Origin of the sequence: Saccharopolyspora karakumensis (assembly GCF_004349225.1) — a bacterium.
GTDB classification, from domain to species: domain Bacteria; phylum Actinomycetota; class Actinomycetes; order Mycobacteriales; family Pseudonocardiaceae; genus Saccharopolyspora; species Saccharopolyspora endophytica.
On sequence record NZ_SMLA01000043.1, the window covers coordinates 1 to 19189 of the forward strand.

At 67.2% G+C, this 19189-nt stretch carries 16 protein-coding genes; 7 read left to right on the forward strand and 9 right to left on the reverse strand.

Annotated elements, in window-relative coordinates; translation table 11 throughout:
• Positions 1 to 164: 164 nt before the first annotated feature.
• Positions 165 to 371, reverse strand: coding sequence for an MbtH family protein (locus tag E1202_RS22895; protein WP_132685194.1), 207 nt, complete (start codon positions 369 to 371; stop codon positions 165 to 167).
• A gap of 301 nt (positions 372 to 672) precedes the next feature.
• Positions 673 to 960 carry a DUF3040 domain-containing protein gene (locus tag E1202_RS22900; RefSeq protein WP_132685195.1) on the reverse strand — a complete coding sequence of 96 codons (288 nt, stop codon included), beginning with the start codon at positions 958 to 960 and terminating at the stop codon, positions 673 to 675.
• A 417-nt stretch (positions 961 to 1377) separates the two neighbouring features.
• Here E1202_RS22900 and E1202_RS22905 point away from each other — a divergent pair, with 417 nt between their 5' ends.
• From E1202_RS22905 to nhaA, 3 genes are all read left to right on the forward strand, one after another.
• Positions 1378 to 2529, forward strand: a complete 1152-nt coding sequence (locus E1202_RS22905; protein ID WP_235878897.1) for a PucR family transcriptional regulator — start codon at positions 1378 to 1380, stop codon at positions 2527 to 2529.
• Positions 2530 to 2604: 75 nt separating this feature from the next.
• The gene (locus tag E1202_RS22910; RefSeq protein WP_132685196.1) at positions 2605 to 3804 is read left to right on the forward strand and encodes a site-2 protease family protein; all 1200 of its coding nucleotides are present in this window, start codon (positions 2605 to 2607) and stop codon (positions 3802 to 3804) included.
• 207 nt (positions 3805 to 4011) lie between these two features.
• Complete coding sequence (gene nhaA, locus E1202_RS22915; RefSeq protein WP_235878912.1) at positions 4012 to 5235, forward strand: Na+/H+ antiporter NhaA; 1224 nt, start codon at positions 4012 to 4014, stop codon at positions 5233 to 5235.
• 343 nt (positions 5236 to 5578) lie between these two features.
• On the opposite strand, the gene E1202_RS22920 is transcribed toward nhaA, so the two are convergent.
• From E1202_RS22920 to E1202_RS22940, 5 genes are all read right to left on the reverse strand, one after another.
• On the reverse strand, positions 5579 to 6574 hold the full coding sequence (locus E1202_RS22920; protein ID WP_132685198.1) for a TerC/Alx family metal homeostasis membrane protein: 996 nt from the start codon (positions 6572 to 6574) through the stop codon (positions 5579 to 5581).
• Positions 6575 to 6876: 302 nt separating this feature from the next.
• A complete protein-coding gene (locus tag E1202_RS22925) occupies positions 6877 to 8169 on the reverse strand; it encodes an Nramp family divalent metal transporter (protein ID WP_132685199.1) in 1293 nt (430 codons plus the stop codon).
• A 113-nt stretch (positions 8170 to 8282) separates the two neighbouring features.
• Complete coding sequence (locus E1202_RS22930; protein ID WP_132685200.1) at positions 8283 to 8720, reverse strand: FHA domain-containing protein; 438 nt, start codon at positions 8718 to 8720, stop codon at positions 8283 to 8285.
• 208 nt (positions 8721 to 8928) lie between these two features.
• A complete protein-coding gene (locus E1202_RS22935) occupies positions 8929 to 9537 on the reverse strand; it encodes a hypothetical protein (RefSeq protein ID WP_132685201.1) in 609 nt (202 codons plus the stop codon).
• 866 nt (positions 9538 to 10403) lie between these two features.
• The gene (locus E1202_RS22940) at positions 10404 to 11786 is read right to left on the reverse strand and encodes an MFS transporter (protein ID WP_235878899.1); all 1383 of its coding nucleotides are present in this window, start codon (positions 11784 to 11786) and stop codon (positions 10404 to 10406) included.
• A 183-nt stretch (positions 11787 to 11969) separates the two neighbouring features.
• Between E1202_RS22940 and E1202_RS22945 the strand changes: the two genes are divergently transcribed.
• The 3 genes from E1202_RS22945 to E1202_RS22955 all read left to right on the forward strand — a co-directional run bounded on the left by E1202_RS22945 (position 11970) and on the right by E1202_RS22955 (position 16041).
• Positions 11970 to 12827 carry an MBL fold metallo-hydrolase gene (locus E1202_RS22945; protein ID WP_165943950.1) on the forward strand — a complete coding sequence of 286 codons (858 nt, stop codon included), beginning with the start codon at positions 11970 to 11972 and terminating at the stop codon, positions 12825 to 12827.
• A 23-nt stretch (positions 12828 to 12850) separates the two neighbouring features.
• Entirely contained in the window at positions 12851 to 13618 is a 768-nt protein-coding gene (locus E1202_RS22950; RefSeq protein ID WP_132685203.1) for an IclR family transcriptional regulator, read from the forward strand.
• A gap of 500 nt (positions 13619 to 14118) precedes the next feature.
• The gene (locus E1202_RS22955; RefSeq protein ID WP_132685204.1) at positions 14119 to 16041 is read left to right on the forward strand and encodes an acyl-CoA dehydrogenase family protein; all 1923 of its coding nucleotides are present in this window, start codon (positions 14119 to 14121) and stop codon (positions 16039 to 16041) included.
• Between the two features lie 91 nt (positions 16042 to 16132).
• On the opposite strand, the gene E1202_RS22960 is transcribed toward E1202_RS22955, so the two are convergent.
• Complete coding sequence (locus E1202_RS22960) at positions 16133 to 17374, reverse strand: sensor domain-containing diguanylate cyclase (RefSeq protein ID WP_132685205.1); 1242 nt, start codon at positions 17372 to 17374, stop codon at positions 16133 to 16135.
• Between the two features lie 336 nt (positions 17375 to 17710).
• Positions 17711 to 18448, reverse strand: coding sequence for an alpha/beta fold hydrolase (locus tag E1202_RS22965; RefSeq protein ID WP_235878901.1), 738 nt, complete (start codon positions 18446 to 18448; stop codon positions 17711 to 17713).
• A gap of 149 nt (positions 18449 to 18597) precedes the next feature.
• Here E1202_RS22965 and E1202_RS22970 point away from each other — a divergent pair, with 149 nt between their 5' ends.
• Positions 18598 to 19104, forward strand: coding sequence for a MarR family winged helix-turn-helix transcriptional regulator (locus E1202_RS22970; protein ID WP_207918881.1), 507 nt, complete (start codon positions 18598 to 18600; stop codon positions 19102 to 19104).
• Positions 19105 to 19189 lie beyond the last annotated feature (85 nt).

A 19189-nucleotide genomic window follows, 5' to 3' on the forward strand; every position in this document is an offset into this window, starting at 1 on the left:
GGCGGGACTCAGGGTTCTCCCCGCTGCGGGATCACTTTTCGGGTGGCTCCCGCCGCACGCGAAAATGCCGTCCTCGCAGGGAGGGAGGGACTGCGTCACAACGGGATCTCCTTCATCGGTCCAGGAATCAGGGCGGTGCCCGCGCGAATCGCGCGGTGGGCCGGTCAGCCGCCCATGGCCTCGATCAAGCTCGCGGGACGCAGGTCCGTCCAGTTCTCCTCGACGTAGGCCATGCAGGCCGCGCGCGTGTCCTGGTCGTGAGCGACGCGCCACCCGTCGGGCACATCGGCGAACGCGGGCCACAGCGAGTGCTGCCCCTCGTCGTTGACCAGCACCAGAAGTGTGGCATCGGGATCATCGAACGGGTTCACCCCGCTCACCGCCTTTCTGTGTCCGCTGCACGCCGGTCAGACACCGTCATTCTCGTACCGGCCGCCCCAACCGGGGATCCGTGAGCACCGCCGTTACGACACCTCGGGTGTCCACCGAAGCGAACGCTCCTGCTCGCCGGTGGCCAACCCGGGTTGGTGCCTGGGAAGCAGAACAAGAACAGAAGATGAGGGCTCCCACAGGATCTGCCCTGCGGAAACCAGTACGGCGCTCAGCAACGCCACCGCCCCCGAGTCTTGTGTTGGCTCTCCAGCACACGCCGATCTTGCCGGCAGTGAGCAGCTACTGGTCTCGCTCGTGGTCGTCACGGGACTCGTCTTGCCGCCGCAACACGCTGAGCGCGGTTCCGCCGAGCGTGCAGGCAAGTCCGAGGAAAACCAATGCTGGAACGGCCAGGACGATGCCGAAGACCACGATCACGATGCCGGTCGCGATCAATGTTCTCAGGAAGCGCTGCTGCGTGGACGAGGGCATCGGCCCGGTGGCCACCCTTTCGGCGAACGCGGGATCGTCGGAGACGAACCAGTCTTCGATCTCCCTCAATCGTCGTCGTTCGTCCCGGCTCAGCATGGCGCGCCTCCGATGCAGCCCGTTTCAACGCTGGTGGCGACCGCTGCAATCGCTGCAGTAGTGCGGGCCGAACGACCAGGCGGTACCGCGCCAACCGTCTCGATAGCTGCGCCGCCAGATGCCCGGCCACACATCGCCGTGCACCATCACGTCGCTCCGGGCCCTGCCGCAGCCATCACAGATGAGACGAATTGTGGAACCATTGCCCGATCGCTCCGACCCGTTCCGATCGGTTTCCGGTACGGCGGTCATGATCACCCCATTCGCCACTCTGCCCCCTGTCGAACTCAGTTCTCGGGGTGCTTGTAGTGCATCAGTCAAAATGCTGACACTGCACGTTTCCGCACACAATGGTGTCCTCTGACGACTATCTGCGGTGCTTCATTGCAGGGCTCCTGCAACGTGTTGGAGGAAAACGTGGACACCGAAGCACGGGATCAAGGCCCGGACCTTTCCCCGATCACCGAATCGGCCGGCCAGATGGCCGGGGTGTCCACGCGGTATCTCGATGGCTATCCGGAGATGCTCGCCGCCGTCCTGAGCAGCGGACGCCGGCTCACCGGCGACGAGCTGGCCAGCCGCCGCGAGGCAGGGAGGCAGGCGGCCGAGCATGGAGTTGCTCTCCGATCGCTGCTCGATCTTTACCTCGGCGGCACGCGGATGGTCTGGAGAGAGCTGGCCACGCCCGGAACCGCTGCCGCCACCGTTCTCGTCGAAGCATGTTTCCAAGCTGCCTCGGACGCCGTCGTCGCGCTCGCGGAGGGCTACGACACCGCCCACCACATCGCCCTGCGACAGGAAGAAGCCGGCCGCCGTGAGTTCATCGACGACTTGTTCTCCGAACGCAGCGATCTCGGCCGGCTCGCCGAACGCGCTCAACACTTCGGCCTGCGCCTCGCGGAGGCGCACATCGTCACCGTCGCGAAAGCCGATGAGCCGTTCGGCGAAGCGACACCTGCGAGTCGAACGGTCAGTGCAACCATGACCAATCGCTTCCGAGAGCACGACCTCCTGATCATCACCAAGGACGAACGCCTGGTCTGCGTCGCTCCCAGTTCGCTGCCCGAAGCCTCCACCGAGTTCGCGCAGCAGGTCACCTCGACCGGCCCTCGGAATTGCCGAGTGGGCGTGGGACGGGCCCACCGCGGCCCGCGAGGCGTGCTGCGTTCGTTCGGCGAGGCATGCCGGAGCATCGACCTCGCAGAGCGATTGGGCCACGCCGACCGCGTGGTCGAGGCGACGGACTTCCTCGTCTTCGAAGTCCTGCTCCGGGATCGGGCCGCCATGAGCGATCTCATCGCCACGGTCCTCGGGCCACTGCACAACACCCGAGGCGGTGCTGCACCCCTGGTCGAAACGCTCGATGCCTACTTCTCGCACGGCACCGTCCCCGGCGCTGCCCGAGCACTGCACTTGAGCACTCGTGCGGTGGTCTACCGACTTGAGCGCGTCAGCAAGCTGACCGGCTACTCGGCTACCGATCCCGGCCAGCGCTTCACGCTGGAGGCCGCCGTGCTCGGGGCACGGCTGCTGGACTGGCCCGCGCACCCGCTGACCCCAAGCGGATGACGCACTGCCACCTCCGGCTCGCAGTCGGGCACACTGGGACTCAGACCGGGCGGCAGCTTGGTTCGGAGCGCAGCCATGAACGCAACGATCCCCTTGGGGCGCATCGCCGGGGTGCGAGTAGGACTGCACTGGAGCGTGGCGGGCATCGTCGCGCTGGTCGCGTTCGGTCTCGCCTCCGTTCAACTCCCCGCGGCCTTCCCCGGACATTCACCAATCGGCTACACCCTCGCGGGGTTGGCCGCCGCCACGCTCCTGCTGGGCTCTCTGCTGACCCACGAACTCGCGCACGCGCTCGTCGCCCGCAGGAACGCCGTGGACGTCGACGGCATCACCCTCTGGCTGCTGGGCGGAGTCGCACAGCTGCGCGGCGAGGCACGCACACCAGGCGCGGACTTGCGCATCGCCGGGATCGGGCCGATGACCAGCGGTGCGCTGGCCTCGGTGTTCGGCCTGCTGGGGTGGCTGGTGCACCTCGTAGATGCTCACGTGCTGGTCGTGGCGGTCCTGGGCTACCTGGCGCTGCTGAACCTCGTGTTGGCGGTGTTCAACCTCCTTCCTGCAGCGCCCCTGGACGGTGGCCGGGTGCTGCGGGCGGTGCTGTGGTGGTGGCGTGGTGACCGGTATCAAGCCGCACTGTGGTCGGCACGCGCTGGGCTCGGGCTGGGTGGCCTGCTGGTGCTCGGCGGCGTCGTCCAGCTGGTTCGGCAATCAACTGAGGGACTGTGGACCATCCTCCTCGGCCTGTTCCTGCTGGCCATGGCCGGCGCGGAAACACACCAGGCCCGCCTCGCTTCAGCGTTGGCCGGCACGCTCGTCGGCGAGGTCATGTCCCGCCCGGTCGAAACCGCCTCCGGGCACTCGACCGTGGAAGGGGTCCTGAGCGGATCGGCACCGCCACGGCACCACGAGATGCCGATCTTGGCCCCCTCGGGAGCGGTCGAAGGGGTGATCAGCCTTCGCCGGTTGCGCGCAGTCCCTGAGGCCGAGCGTTCGACGACGACGCTGCGCGAGGTCGCGGCCCCGATGGAACGAGTTCCCACCGCCCGACCCGACGAGCCGCTCTCAGCGCTGCTGGCCCGCCTCAGCGCGACCACTGACGGGCACATCCTGGTCCTGTCCGGCAGAGCTTTGGTCGGGATCATCGCTCCGTCGGACATCAACCGCGCCGCTGCCGAACGCGGCCTGCCCGCTGCCCTGCCCGGAGCCGCACCCGGCCCGAAAACCACAGAAACACCTCCGAACTGGTGGTACCCGGGGCAACAAGGCCCACGGTGACAACACCAGCACGGCAGGAAGTACCGCAATTGTGGTTCGGTCCTCGTCGCGGCCCGCCGGTGGGCGCCCGAAGGGCACCAGACGGATACGGGACGGTTCACGTAGAATTTCACGACAGGTGTGCCGGGAAGTCTGGTCGGCGAGGTCAACGAAGGACGCCGATCAGTTGGGTTACTCATGAACGCCGAGCGCACGTCCACTCGCACATTGCTCGCCCGCATCTCGGGCCCCGAGGCCCGCACCCTGGCGCAGGTACTGCGGACGGAGACGGTAGGCGGCAGCCTCCTCTTGCTCGCCGCGGGGATCGCCTTGATCTGGGCCAACACGCCCTGGCACGACACCTACGAAGCAGCTCGGTCCTTCGTCCCGTGGCCCGGTGGCGCCGCCCTGGGTCTCGACCTGGACATCGCGCACTGGGCCTCGGACGGACTCCTGGCGATCTTCTTCTTCGTCATCGGCTTGGAGCTCAAACGCGAATTCGTCTCGGGCGAGTTGCGCAACCCCCGGACTGCCGCTGTGCCGATCGTGGCAGCGGTATGCGGAATGATCGCACCGGCGCTGGTCTTCCTCGCCCTCACCATCGGCACGGACGGAGCAGCGCTGCGCGGCTGGGCCATCCCCACGGCCACCGACATCGCCTTCGCGCTCGCAGTACTGGCAGTGCTCTCCTCACACCTGCCGACCTCGTTGCGTGCTTTTCTGCTCACCCTGGCCGTGGTCGACGACCTGCTGGCGATCACCGTCATCGCGCTGTTCTACACCGACAGCTTCCACCCGGGAATGCTCGCGGCCGCGCTGGTGCCCCTCGCCCTGTTCGGGCTGCTGGTCCAACTGCGCAAGACCTGGTGGTGGGCCCTGGTACCACTGGGGCTGCTGGCGTGGTTCTTCGTTCACGCCTCCGGCGTCCACGCAACCATCGCCGGAGTCCTGCTCGGATTCACCGTCCCCGTCCTGGCCCGTGGCAACGAACCGACGGGCATCGCCGAGCGCCTCGAGCACAAGTGGCGGCCAGTCTCCGCCGGGATCGCTGTCCCGCTGTTCGCCCTGTTCGCCGCAGGGGTATCGCTCAGCGGCGACCGCCTCGCCTCCGCCGTCACCGACCCGGTCGCTCTCGGCGTGGTCGCCGGGCTCGTCCTGGGCAAGCTCATCGGCATCTTCGGGTCGACGTTCCTCCTGGCCAAGTTCACCCGCGCAAGCCTGGACCCCGGCATGTCGTGGTGGGACCTCGCCGGCGTCGCCCTGCTCGCCGGAATCGGCTTCACCGTCTCGTTGCTGATCGGCGAACTCGCCTTCGACACCGGCGACCCCCGCACCGACCACGTCAAGACCGCGGTCCTCGCGGGCTCGTTGCTCGCCGCCCTGCTCGCATCGATCATCCTGGGCGCCCGCAACAAGGTGTATCAGCGCCTGGAGAAGATCAACAGCGACTGAGAGAGCCCAGTCGCCGCTCCCGGCGGCGGTCAGGGGCGTCGACCTGGTCGACGCCCACATCCGGGAGGCCTCCCCGATCGTCGCGCTCGACGGCACCACCAAGCACGAAGGGCGCGAGGTCGTGCCGAGCAGACCTGAACGCCATGGGGGCGCCGAGGCATCAACGCACTCGCCGCGTTGGCCTTTTCGGTTGTCGGACACGCCTCCCCGTGTCAGCGTCGTCAGCTGTGGTGGTGCGGTCCACGCGGCGGCCGGGCGGAGGACAGCACCGCGCAGGTGATCACGAGCGCGGTCAGCACCATCCCGGTGGCGATGAGCTCCAGCACGGACGTGGTGAGCATGGTTAGCTCCCGGGTTTGACGTCTTGAGAACGGCGGGCGTAGAGGCTGGTCGCGGTGACGGTCGCGAGGACGAGCACGATGACGACCAGCGAGAGCGGCGTGGGGATCTCCGGGACTGCGGGCCACACCCCGTGCGCCCAGTGCAGCACCAGCTTGAGACCGATGAACCCGAGGATGATCGCCAAGCCGTGGTTGAGGTGGGTGAGCTTGGCCAGCGCGGTGTGCAGGACGAAGTACAGGGCGCGCAGCCCGAGCAGAGCGAAGGCGTTGGTCGCGAACACCAGGTACGGGTCCTCGGTGATGCCGTAGACGGCGGGCACCGAGTCCACGGCGAACACCACATCGGTGGCGAACACCGCCACCACCACGACGGCGAACGGCGTCAACGCCCGCTGTCCCGCCTCGCGCACCGTGATCCGCGGCCCGCGGTAGTCGTCGGTGACAGGCATCAGCCGTCGCAGGAACCGCACCGACCTCAGCTGGGAGACGTCGCGGTCGAACGCGGTCCCGGCCAGGGCCTCGCGCAGGATCTTGACCGCCGTGACGAACAAGATCGCGCCGAACAGCAGGAAGGCCCAGGTACCCGCCTGCAGGAGAGCAGCGCCCAAGGCGATGAAGATCCCACGCAGCACCAGCGCCCCGACGATGCCGTACAGCAGCACGCGCTGCTGCAGCGCAGGTGGGACGGCGAACCCGGCCAACAGCATCATGAAGACGAACAAGTTGTCGACCGACAAGGATTTCTCGACCACGTACCCGGTGAAGAACTCCAGAGCCGGAGTCCCGCCGTACCAGGCCCACAGAATCAGAGCGAACAGAAGAGGGAGGACGATGTAGAACGCCGACCAGCCGAGAGCTTCTCGGAGTCGGACCTCGTGGGGTTTGCGGGTGATGGCGAAATCAAGGGCGAGCAGCACTAACAGGACGGCGATGCTGATCGCCCACATCCAGGCAGAACCCACCGACGGATCAGCAGACGCGATCACAAGACTGGGCATGGCAACTCCCGAACAGCGCGTAGCGGTTCGGGGTCTCCTTCGCCCTGCTGTCCGAGCGGCCTGCCGGGGACACCCGACGTGTCCGTGCTGACCGGCAGTACCCGCGGAAGTACTCCCCCCTCGCCAGTATTGCCCCTGAACGACGAGCTGTAAAAAGGATCAGCCCGGTACCGGCGACCACTCTGAACTACGCAGTCGATCCGCACCGCTCAATCCTCAGGCGCCTTCACTTGCTCACTGGATCGGCGGAAGCCGTCGCCTCCAACGCGGGGAGGCGACGGCACGAGCACATGCAGCAGGCGCTACTCGAACAGTTGGATGATCTCGTTGACCGCGACACCGACGAACAGCAGCAGGCAGAGCCCCAGCAGCGCGTTCGACAACCACCGGGACCGGTGCGCCGCCGGCATCAACGTCTTCGAGTTCAGCAGCACCAGCAGTGTGCCCGCCAGGAATGGCATGAAGAAGGCGCCCAGCACCCCGTAGACGATGGTCAGCTGGAACGGCTTGCCCAGCAGCAGCAACAACATCGGCGGGAAGGTCACCCACAGCAGGTAGACCCGGTAGGGCGTGCTGTGCATCCCGGCCTTGTGATCGTAGTCGTCCGAAGTCTCCGGCGGAGCGTCCTTCGGCAACCGCCAGGTGCGCCACCAGTCGGCGAACAGCAGGCTCACGCCGTTCCACACCCCGATGATCGAGCTGAAGGCGACCGCGAAGAACCCGACCAGGAACGGGATGCGCGCCCACTGCCCGTAATCCGCGGCCAACCTGTCGCCGAGCGTCAGCAGACCTTTGTCGCCTTCGGTCAGGTCGTGACCGAGCAGGATTTCCGCACCGACCACCAGCATCGCCACCACGAAGATGCCGGTGGTGAGGTAGCCGACCGCGTTGTCGGTCCGCATGAACGGGATCCAACCCGGCGCGCGCCAACCCTTCGCGAAGGTCCAGTACCCGTAGGCGGCCATGGTGATGGTGCCCCCGACGCCACCCATCAGGCCCAACGCGTAGGCCACGGAGCCTTCCGGCAGCCTCGGCACCAGGCCCGCACCGAGTTCCACCAGGTTCGGGCCGACCAGGATCGCGGTGCCCACCACGGTCACGAACATGACGCCGACCAGCACCGTCATGAGCTTTTCCAACACCGCGTAGCGGCCGAACCAGACCAGCACCAAACCCGCCAGGCCGCAGATGACCGCCCAGCCGCTGACCGGCAGCACCGGGAACAGTGCGTTCAGCGGCAGCGCTGAAGCCGACATCGCGGTGGCCCCGTAGACGAAGCCCCAGACCACGGCGTAGATGCCGAAGTAGGTGACCGCCCAGCGCCCGAGCGTCCGCCAGCCCGCGAGCATCGTGCGATTGGACGCCAGGTGCCAACGGCCGACCGCCTCCCCGAGCGCCAGCTTGAACACGGTGCCCAGGATCACCGCCCAGAACAGCGCATACCCGTAGCGAGAACCCGCGACCAGGGTTGCCACCAGGTCACCAGCCCCCACTCCGGTGGCCGCGGCCATGATGCCCGGTCCGACTTGCTTGAACCTGGCGCCCCACGTCGGCCTGCGTTCTGCGACGCCTGAGGAGTCCGCGTCAGATGTCATACCGAGCAACGTAACCCGACATGGCGGACATCATCATCGAGCTCGACCGAACTGAAACCTCGATGAAACGACCACCCGGTTGCAGTGACCAACCGTGATCGCCGGCGGTCGGGTCAGCGCTGGGCGTCCACCGCTGGACCGGCGTGGAAGGTGAACCGGGCCGTGCCGATCCAGATCTCGTCACCCTCGGCGAGTTCCACGCATTCCACCGGGCGCCTGTTGACGAAAGTGCCGTTGAGCGAACCACCGTCGACCAGGACGCAACGGCCGTTCTGCACCTCCAACTCGGCGTGATACCGGGACGCCGTCACATCATCGACCACGATGTCGCAATCGCGGTGCCGCCCGATCACGGTCACGGGCAGCGAGAGCACGATCTCAACACCCTTGTCGGGTCCACGGCTGACGACCAGCCGCACGCCCTCGCCCGCCGGACGCGGCGACGGGATCAGCGACGCCAACGGCGCGGCGGCGAACGCCCCGCGCCCGGTCACCACGTTCTGCAACGTGGCCTCGCCGGACAGCCCGGCGATCTCTGCGCTCTGCGCCATCAGCGTTCTCCTCGCTGTGCTGCTGCGGTGCGGAAGCGGTCCTCACCCCGAGGACCAGCACAAGCATGCAGTCAACAGCCCGCCCACCGACCGGGCCTTTCGACCCTTCTCATCCCCGCGCTCGGTAAGTAGGATGCCCCCGTTCACTCGGAAGCCACCGAAGGAACGGGGCTCTCGTCGATCTCGCCCAGTGGGACCTCAGAACGTTTCAGGCGTGACTGAAGGCGTCGGTGATCGTCCGGCGGTTCTTGTGCCGGCGCTCGTAATGGACCAGGTCCGTCTGCGCCGCAGCGGGCAACTCCCGCGCCTTCGGAAGGATCTCGTCCAACGTCATCTCGTCGTATCCCGGCCAAGGTTGCTCCTCGCACAGCTTGTCGATGCGCCCGATGACCGTCACACGTGCCTGGTTGCGCGTTTCGTAGCCGCGGACCTTTCGCAGTTCGAATTGGGTCAATCCCGGCAACTTGTGAACAACCCCGTCCGCCGTGAGTTTGTCGTAGTGCGCAATCGGAAGGTCTGCCTCACCGATGAAAGCCCCCACGACCGCCCCCTCAGCCTCGGCAGCCCCGGGGATCCGGCGCGCGGCTTGGTCCAGCTCCTGGGCGCCGACTTCGAGCTCCTGCTGAGCCCCGCCCATAATGACCTTCCCGCGTTCCGAGAGGGCCTCGTAAGCGCCGCTGAGCCGATGCACAACCTGATTGCGTTCCCGCCACGCATGCCCGACCCAGCCGGGCGCATCGCGGAGCACCCCCACCATCCACGCAGTCGCGCCCACCGTTGCGTACAGCGACCGCTGAGTCTCCTGAATCAGGTCCACCGCGCCCCTCGCATCCTCGTCACGCACACGCCAGTGCAGAGCTTCGTACGACCACTGGGTTCCCAGCCGACAACGGCGAATGCCTCGCTGCGAGCCCGTGTCACCACTTCGGGCTAAACGGTTCACGCCATAGCGGACTGTTGTGTGCCGCTCGCCCACATCCGGCTGGCCGCCGCGTCCTCACCAAGCGCCGAATCCCAGCCCGCGAGGTCCTCAGCCCGCGAAGACACCCGACAAGATCAACCACATCGCAATGCCGGGCTGTTTGACCAAATCCTCGATCATCATCTGGAACACCGTTGCGGACCCGCCACAACGAAGTACACGAGCTTAACGATCTCCCTCGGTTTGACATGCAGCGTTGCGGTCGCCTCGAAGCATTTTCGCGGTTCGCTCGAGAAGTCCGCGGTTTCTCGTCGTTCGAGTCCGCTGCGCCCGGGAACTCATCGGTTGTTCTCGGTGTCGCGCCGTGCTGCAAGTGCGACAACGTGGCGCCCGCGGTCGCGGGGCCCGACCGGATCGGGCCCCGCGACCGCGGCGTTCCGGTCCAGTCGCGGAGCATCTCGAGATTCACCGCCCGCGCCATCGCCGCATAACCGGGGTCGTTGAAGTGCAACCCGTCGCGGTAGTCGAAGCGAGGATCGATGCGAACCGGGTTGGCCGGGTCGCGGACCGCGGCGTCGAGATCGACAAAGCCGCAGAACTCGCCGCAGCAGCTCGCTCTTGACCATCCTCGGACGCCTCCGCAGGCAAGTGCCCACCCGCTTCGCTCCGTTCCGCGCTGCGAGGCAGCGGCCTCTCGATCGACCGCGCTCGCACCTGCACCAGGCTGCGAAGCAGCCCTTCGGCCTTCACCAAGCTCCGGGTCAGCTGATGGTCGTCAGATCTCGGCCGCGGCCCTCGCGAGTGAGCACGATCGCCACCGCCGAAGCGGCGAAGACGCAGATCCACGCACCGCCGAGGAGAGCGAGGCTGCCGCCGCTGACCGCCAGAAGCCCGGCCGCTATCGCCGGGGTGAATCCGGCACCGAAGGTCGAGGCGCTCTGGTACGCCAGTGACGCTCCCGTGTACCGCGTCCGCGTGGGGAACAGCTCAGCGGTGAAGGCACCGAACGGCCCGAAGATGATGCCCTGCAGCGCCTGCCCGAGCACGACAGCGAGGGCATAGCCCCACACGGTGCCGCTGCCGACCAACCACAAGATCGGGAACGCGCACACCGCAGCGCTGATCACTCCGAACAGCATGACCGACCGGCGGCCGTACCTGTCGCTGAGCCGGGCGCTGAGGATCACGGTCACGACCATCCCCGCGGCGGCAGCCGCCTTGGCGTTGAGCACACCGGTCTTATCGGCGCCTGCCTCCACTGCGAAGGACACCGCCCAGACGGTCACGATGCCGGCCAGCGAATAGATGCTGATCCCCGCGACGATCCCGAGAACGAGGTTCTTCGGGTTGCGACCGAGCACCTCCAGCAGCGGGATCTTCTTCTCCTCAGCAGTTTCCTCGAGCTGCTGGAAGAGCGGAGTTTCTGCGACCTTGAGCCGGATCGTCAGTCCGATGACGACCAGCACTGCGCTGAGCAGGAACGGAATTCGCCAACCCCAGGAAAGGAAGTCCTCGTCGGGCAGCAGGGTGACGGCGCTGACCGCCAGCGTGGCCAACACCGCTCCCGCCGGGGCACCCATGTTGGCGAAGCTGGCCGCGAATCCGCGTTTGCGTTCAGGAGCGTGCTCCAGCGCGATCAGCATCGCCCCTCCCCATTCGCCTCCCACCGCGATCCCCTGGACCACGCGCAGCACGATCAGCAGGACCGGTGCGATCACCCCGATCTCCGCCGTGCCGGGCAACAAGCCCATCACGCAGGTGGCGGCGCCCATGGTCAGCATCGAGATGACCAGAACGTTCTTGCGCCCGAACCGGTCGCCGAAGTGGCCGAAGATCGCGCCGCCCAGTGGCCGGGAGACGTACCCGGCGGCGAGCGTGCCGAAGGAGGCGAAGGCCGCGAACCCGGGACCTGCGTCCGCGAAGAAGACCTTGTTGAACACCAGGGCTGCGGCCGTCGCGTAGAGCAGGAAATCGTAGTACTCGATCAGACTTCCGATGAAGCTGGAGGCAAGGATCCTCCGCATGTTCTTGGTGTTCAGGCTGTCGCCGGTCGCCGACGCTTCTGATGCCTTCATCATTGGAGCCATCGCCATGCCTGTTCTCGTGTCGCGGGGGAACGCGTGCACGTCGTCACTGGTGTCCACGCCACCGAAGTGACGGGGATCATTGAAGTAGGCACAGCCTCACACCGCGCTGACCACGAAGCCCACCCCGGCATTCCGTTGAACAGAACGCGCGCCTAGCGCCTTCGTCCGCAACCGGACGAGCATCCCGTGGCGGACGCCGCGATGGCGCTTCCGCAGAAGTTCACCAGGAAGGATCAGCACATGGATGCGACTGTCACGCTGACCGGAACCGGCACTCCCCTCCCGGTTCCCGGCCGCGCCGGACCGGGCACGCTGCTTCGTTGCGGCGAGTGGACCGGGCAGGTCGACGCGGGACGCGGCACCGTGCTGCGACTGGCCGAGCTCGGTGTGCGCTGCCCGCAGATCGGCTTGCTCGCGCTGACCCACTACCACTCCGATCACCTCGTCGGCGTGGCCGATCTCGTCCTCACCCGCTGGGTGCAGGGCGGCAACGATCCGCTGGTGGTGCTGGCACCGGAAGGTCCGACCTCGCGGTTCGCGCACCGGGTGCTCGACATCTGGGCCGACGACATCGAGGTCCGCCAACTGCACGCCCGACGCCCCGCACCGCCGCCGCTGGACATCCGGTCCTTCGACGCCCCGGCCGAACCCACCGTCGTGTGGCGTTCCGGCGACGTGGAGATCTCGGCCGTCGCCGTGCGCCACGAACCGGTCGAAGCCGCCGTGGCCTACCGCTTCGACATGGCCGACGGCGCGGTCGTCGTCAGCGGCGACACCCGGGTGTGCCCTGAGGTCGAACGGCTGGCTGCCGGAGCTCAGGTGCTCGTGCACGAAGCCTGCCGCAGCGAAGCCGTGCGAGCGCGCGGCAAGGACTACATCGCCGAGTACCACGCCGACACCGTGCACCTCGGAACCATGGCCGAACGCACGGGCGTGGCCACCCTGGTGCTGACGCACCTCGAACCCGCACCGCTGACCGAGCACGACGTGAACGCCTTCGCAGAGGACGTGCGCCGCGGCGGGTTCACCGGAAACCTCATCGTGGGAGAAGATCTCACCACGGTGCCCGCTGCGGCAGAGACCGCGTTGTCGACCTAGCCGGGTGGTAGGAGGGCGTCATCGTGCCAGGCCAGATCCGAGAACCAGGACGGACGGTCACCAGCCGAGTGCTTGCGGTCCTCGACGCCTTCGGCTCCGACGACATCGACCTGTCGCTGGCGCAGCTGTGCCGCCGCACTGGCCTGGCGCCCTCCACCGCGCACCGGCTCCTCGCCGAACTCGTCGAATGGGGCGGCCTGGAACGCCGCGGAGATCGATATCGAATCGGACTGCGGCTCTTCGAAATCGGCATGCGCGCTCCCGGCCGCCGCAACCTTGCCGATGTCGCCCAGCCCTTCATGGAAGACCTCTACGAAGTCACCCACGAGAACGTTCACCTGGCTGTGCGCGACGGCCACCACGCGGTCTACCTGCACAAGATCACCGGGCATCGCGCGGTCGAGGCACCGTCGCGATCCGGCGACAGGCTTCCGCTGCACGCCACCGGGATGGGCAAGGCCCTGCTCGCGTTCGCTCCACCCGAACTCACCGAGGAGATCATCTCCGAGGGCCTGCCGCGTCACACGCCGCACACCATCACCACGCCCGGCGTCCTGCGTCGCACTTTGGCGCAGATCCGGGAGCGCGGCTTCGCCGCAGCGGCCCAGGAGTACTCACTCGGCACCATCTCCGTCGCCGCCCCCGTTCTCGCATCCGACGGACACGCGCACGCCGCGCTGTCAGTCGTCGTGCACAGCTCCCGTGCCGACGTCGCCAGGCTGGGGCCAGCAGTGCGAACCGCGGCCATGGGAGTCACTCGCCAAACGTCGCCCTTCCCCTCCCCCAGCTGACGCCGGCGACCAGTGCCAGCTTGGGTTCACTTCGTTTCTCACTGAAGCCATCGTGGAGGCCAACCTGAATTCCGAACGCGCCGCCAGGCACGGCGACCGCTTCGGAGATACCGTTCCCACCCGGTCCATGCACTCGATCTCGGCGCACGGGATGCTCGGCGGTTCGGGGCGACGTACCGCCGCTTTCGCAGTGCGCACCTGCGCGTGGTGCTGCGGTAGAACGATCTTGGCATGCAGCGCTCTTACCCGGGGTTCATCCCACCCCAATGAGGAAATACCTACACCGCTGCCCAATACCTACTCGACGGAGTGGGCGGTATACACGCTCGGTAGCAATTGCAGCCGAGATGACACCGGAACAGTCGTCCTCGGAGCGTCGATGGTCTGATGATCGAGACCCCCTCGACGTTGTGCCGCATTCGCGAACTATCGCGCGTTTCCCACCGGCAGTACCGTCGTGTCCGACATCAGCCCCAGCCCTAGTGCGTTGGGAGTCGAAGATGACCAAGGTGGAAGACGTTCACGAGGACGAGATGCGGGTCAACGCCGAGCAGGCTCGGCAAGTGGCTGAACAGGCCCGCGAATCCCGTTGGGACCGGCAGAGCTTCGGAAAGGAGCTGTTCCTCGGAAGGCTGCGGATCGACCTGATCGACCCGCTTCCCGCGGGTGAGACCTCGGTCGAGGGAGAAGCGTTCCTCGAACGGCTGCGCGTGTTCTGCGAGACGAAGGTCGACGGCCAGCAGATCGAGCGCGATGCGTGGATCCCGGACGAGGTGATCAACGGGCTGAAGGACCTCGGCGCCTTCGGCATCAAGATCCCCCGCGCCTACGGAGGTCTCGGCCTGCCCGCGGTGTACTACCACCGCGCGCTGATGCTGGTCGGCACGGCCAATCCTTCGATCGGCGCCCTGCTCTCGGCACATCAGTCCATCGGCGTGCCACAGCCGGTCAAGATGTTCGGGACCGAGCAGCAGAAGCAGGAATTCCTGCCGCGCTGCGTTCGCGAGATCACCGCATTCCTGCTCACCGAACCCGACGTCGGCAGCGACCCGGCGCGGCTGGCCACCAGCGCGGTCCCGAGCGAGGACGGCAGCGGTTACTCGCTCAACGGTGTCAAGCTCTGGACGACCAACGGCGTGCTGGCCGACCTGCTCGTGGTGATGGCGCGAGTACCCGAGTCGGAGGGACATCGGGGTGGTATCACGGCGTTCGTCGTCGAGGCGGACGCCGAGGGCATCACGGTCGAGAACCGGAACGCCTTCCTCGGCCTGCGCGGCATCGAAAACGGCGTGACCCGGCTGCACGACGTGGTCGTACCCGCCACCAACCGGATCGGCCGCGAAGGCGATGGACTCAAGATCGCCCTCAAGACGCTCAACACCGGACGGCTTTCGTTGCCCGCGCTGTGCACGGCGGCATCGAAGTGGTCCCTGCGCATCGCACGCGAGTGGTCCTCACAACGCGTCCAATGGGGTCGGCCGATCGGTGAGCACGAGGCCATCGCCGGCAAGATCTCGTTCATCGCCGCCACGACCTTCGCTTTGGAGGCCGTGCTCGAGGTGTCCGGTCGACTGGCCGACGCCGACCGGCACGACATCCGGATCGAAGCCGCACTGGCCAAGCTCTTCAGCACCGAACTGTCCTGGCAGGTCGCTGATGAGCTCGTGCAGATCCGCGGTGGCCGCGGCTACGAAACAGCGGAGTCGCTGGCCGCACGCGGCGAACGCGGAGTGCCCGCCGAGCAGATGCTCCGGGACATGCGGATCAACCGGATCTTCGAGGGATCCAGCGAGATCATGCGGTTGCTGATCGCCCGCGAGGCGGTCGACGCGCACCTGTCGGTGGCCGGAGACATCATCGATCCCAAGGCCGACCTGCAGCACAAGGCGCGCGCCGCGGCCCGCGCAGGTGCCTTCTACGCGCGGTGGCTACCAAGCCTGCTGACCGGCAAGGGCCAGGTGCCGAACGGCTTCGACGAATACGCGGCGCTGGCCGAACACCTGCGCTTCGTCGAACGCGCGAGCCGGCGCCTCGCCCGGCAGATCTTCTACGGGATGTCGCGCTGGCAGGGCCGACTGGAGCACCGCCAGTTGTTCCTCGGCCGCATCGTCGACATCGGTGCCGAGCTGTACGCGATGAGCGCCAGCTGCGTCTACGCCCGTTCGGACGCCCAGGACGAATCAGCGATCGAGCTGGCCGACGCCTTCTGCAACCAGTCCCGACGGCGGGTCGAGCACCTGTTCGGGCGCCTCTGGCGCAACACCGACGCCGACGACCGGGTGCTCGCCCGCCAAGTGCTCGAAAACCGGCACCTGTGGCTGGAGCAGGGCGTTCTCGACGCGTCCATCGACGGCCCGTGGATCGCCGAGGCGCAACCCGGACCATCACAGCGCCAGAACCACCGGCGCATCGTCAGCGGCTAGCCGGCTGTGCCGCACCGACGTGCAGGACAGCGGGCGGTTTCGGCCGCCGAGAAACGGGGCTCGGAATCGCGCCAACGGGGTGCACCGAGACTCAGCCGTGGCGGTGCTTGACGCGGTACATGTCCTGATCGGCCCTGTCGATCAGGAAATGTCCCGGCGTCTTGGGGTTCTGCGTCGTGGAAAGCCCAACGCTCGCGCACATGCTCAGCGACCGCCCGCACACGACCGTGTCGCTGACGAGCCGCTGGACCACGCGGTCACGCAACGCGTCGGCCTCGGCGAAGTCCGGCACCCGCGCGACGACGACGAATTCATCACCTCCGAAGCGTGCGACTGTGTCCGTCCCCCGAACCGCGCTGATCAACTCCTGCGCCACGGCGATGAGCAACTGGTCGCCCACCGGATGCCCGTACCGGTCGTTGACCGGTTTGAACCGATCCAGGTCGATCATCAGCACAGCCAGCACGCCTCCCCGTTCCCCGAGCTCGGCCAGCTCATGTTCGAGGCGGTCGATCAGCAGAGCGCGATTGGCCAGACCGGTCAACGGATCGTGCAGGGCCATCCTGGTGAGCCGGTCCAGACGTTCCTCGCTCAACCTCACTCCCCCGCCCAGCGACTCGTACTGGCCGACCAAGTACACGGGTTGGTCATCGGCTCCGGGCACCACGCTCAGCCGGGTCAAAAGCCAGAACTGATCACCGTCACGATGGCGGAACCGCACCTCCAAGGTCGCCGAGGTTGCCCGGCCCTCGCGAAGTGCGGTCAACGCGGAACGGTGCTGAGACTGGTCCTCGGCATCATCGACCAGCCCCGTGCACGGACTGCCGACCAGCTCTTCCCGGTGGTAGCCGACGAGCTCGCACAACTTCTCGTTGACCTCGGTCCAGCTCCCGTCCAGATCCAACAGCGCCATTCCGATCGGCGCGTTGCTCACCGTCTGACGCCACAGCAGCAGCAGTTCCCGATACCTGGTGATGTCGTGGAACTGGCACACGACCAGCGAGGGCGCGCCCTCGTCATCCCTGATCAAGGAGGTCTGCACCAGAACCCAGAGGACGCTGCCGTCGGAGTGCAGCAAACGGACCTCGACCGGAAAGCTGTCGAACTCGCCGGCGAGGAGTCTGTCGACGTTCTGCCGCCCCACCGGTTCGTCATCGGGATGGATCACATCGACCGGATCCCGCTTGATCAACTCGTCTCGATCATAACCGAGCATGCGGCACATAGCAGGATTCACGTCGACATGACGTGCCTGGAGATCAAGCACAGCGATGGGCCCCACGACCTGCCGCCAGATCGCATCGAACGGAAGCGGGGACGCGTCATCACCCATTCAGCAGACCATACGCCGCAGCCGGGCCACCTCAACAACGCTGACGACAACGCTGGCGCCCGAGCGAGCGACGTAGGCGGGCTTCGGGGCGGGTTGTAACGGGTGGTCTCGGGATGGTTCACCAAGCGCACGGCGGGAGGAACCCTGCCCACACGCTCCAGAGGCCCTCGGCGAGCTCGCCAAGGTCAAAAACAGCCGCTCCACAGTTCCGCAGCACTCCCGCGCCGTTGTTTCCGCAGGTCAGCGGCGCACTGAGGCTACGAGGGTCGGCCTCGACACGCTGATGCGCGCGCCCTCCGCCTGTCTGGCGGCTGCCTCGCCACAATGGCGGCCCGGTCACCCCAGCCGCGCGTGCAGGAACTCCAGTAGCACGGTGTTGAAGCGTTCGGGTTGTTCAGCGTTGGGGAGGTGACCAGCGTGGTCGATGACGCTGACGGCGGCATCCGGAACGAGGTCGCCGATGGCCTTGGCTTCGGCGACTGGCGTGTAGACGTCGTCGGCGCCGACCACGACCAGTGTCGGGACTGCGACTGTGCCGAGGGTTTCCCCGTAGTGCGGTCGCTGTGCGCGCCCGCGCAGCGCCGCGGCTGCACCCCAGGGGTCGGTCGCGCGCATCATCCCGAGGACGTGTTCGGCCACCTCCGGAAGTGCCGACACGTTGTAGGCGGCGAGCATCTTGTCGATGACCTCGTTGGCGTAACCGTCCATGCCCTCCGTCAGCAGTCGGTCTGCCAGGTTGTTGCGGAACCGCTTGCCCTCGTCGGTTTCGGCCTCAGCCGAGGTGTCGGAGAGCACCAGCGCCCGGATCCGATGCCGGTGGCGCCGGTGGAACTCCATGGCGACCTGGCCGCCCATCGACACACCGCCGACCACCGCGCTGCCGACGCCCAGGTGTGCCAGCAGCGCGGCGAGATCATCGGCGAAGCGCGACAGCAGCACCTCGCCCGGCGTCACCGTGCTGTCCCCGTAACCGCGCAGGTCGGGCGTGATCACCCGGTACCCGGCCGCCACAAGCGCGTCGGTCTGCGGGGCCCACAGCGTGCGATTGAACGGGTGACCGTGGATCAACACCACGGGAGTCGCCCCACCAGGACTAACATCATCGAATGCGAGCGTCGCTCCGCCCACCGCGAACCGGCTCACCGGGCCTCCCGTTGATCGTCCGTTCCTGCCGCAGACTACGAGTCTTTTATCTGCTTGTGCAAGCAGATACCGTCATGAGCGTGGCCGCTTCAGAACGAGGCAACGAGGACGCACGGCTCGCCGCCGATGACATGCAGGACGAACGCTGGTGCATGGCGGTACGGCTGCTGGGCCTCGTTGAGAAGGAACTGGACGAGGCTTTGCAGCACGGTCATGGGCTGCCGTTGTCGGACTACCGCGCCTTGTGCGCGCTCAGCAGGTCCGACAGTGACCCTCTGCGGATGGGTGAGCTAGCGGAGCGGATCGGCCTCAAGGACAGCAGCGTCACGCGCCTGGTCGGCCGGCTGGAAACACGGGGACTGGCACAACGAACCGCCGCGGTCGACGACGGCCGCGCGGTCGCCGCGAGCATCACGCCAGCCGGGCGGCGGCGGTACGAGGAGGCCACGCAGACCTACCGGGTCGCGCTCGGCGACGCGCTGGCTGGGGCCCGGACGAACTTCTACCTCGCCGATCTCGCCGCCTGGGTCCTCACCGGGGAATCTGCGCTCGGCCACTCCTCGGTGCTCGACACCCCCATGGGATGACCACGCCCGCAGGCATGTGTCTGGCCGAGCTCGCTCACCGTCAACGGCGTTGCCCTGGTCACTCTCGGCTCGAACGGGAGGAGAG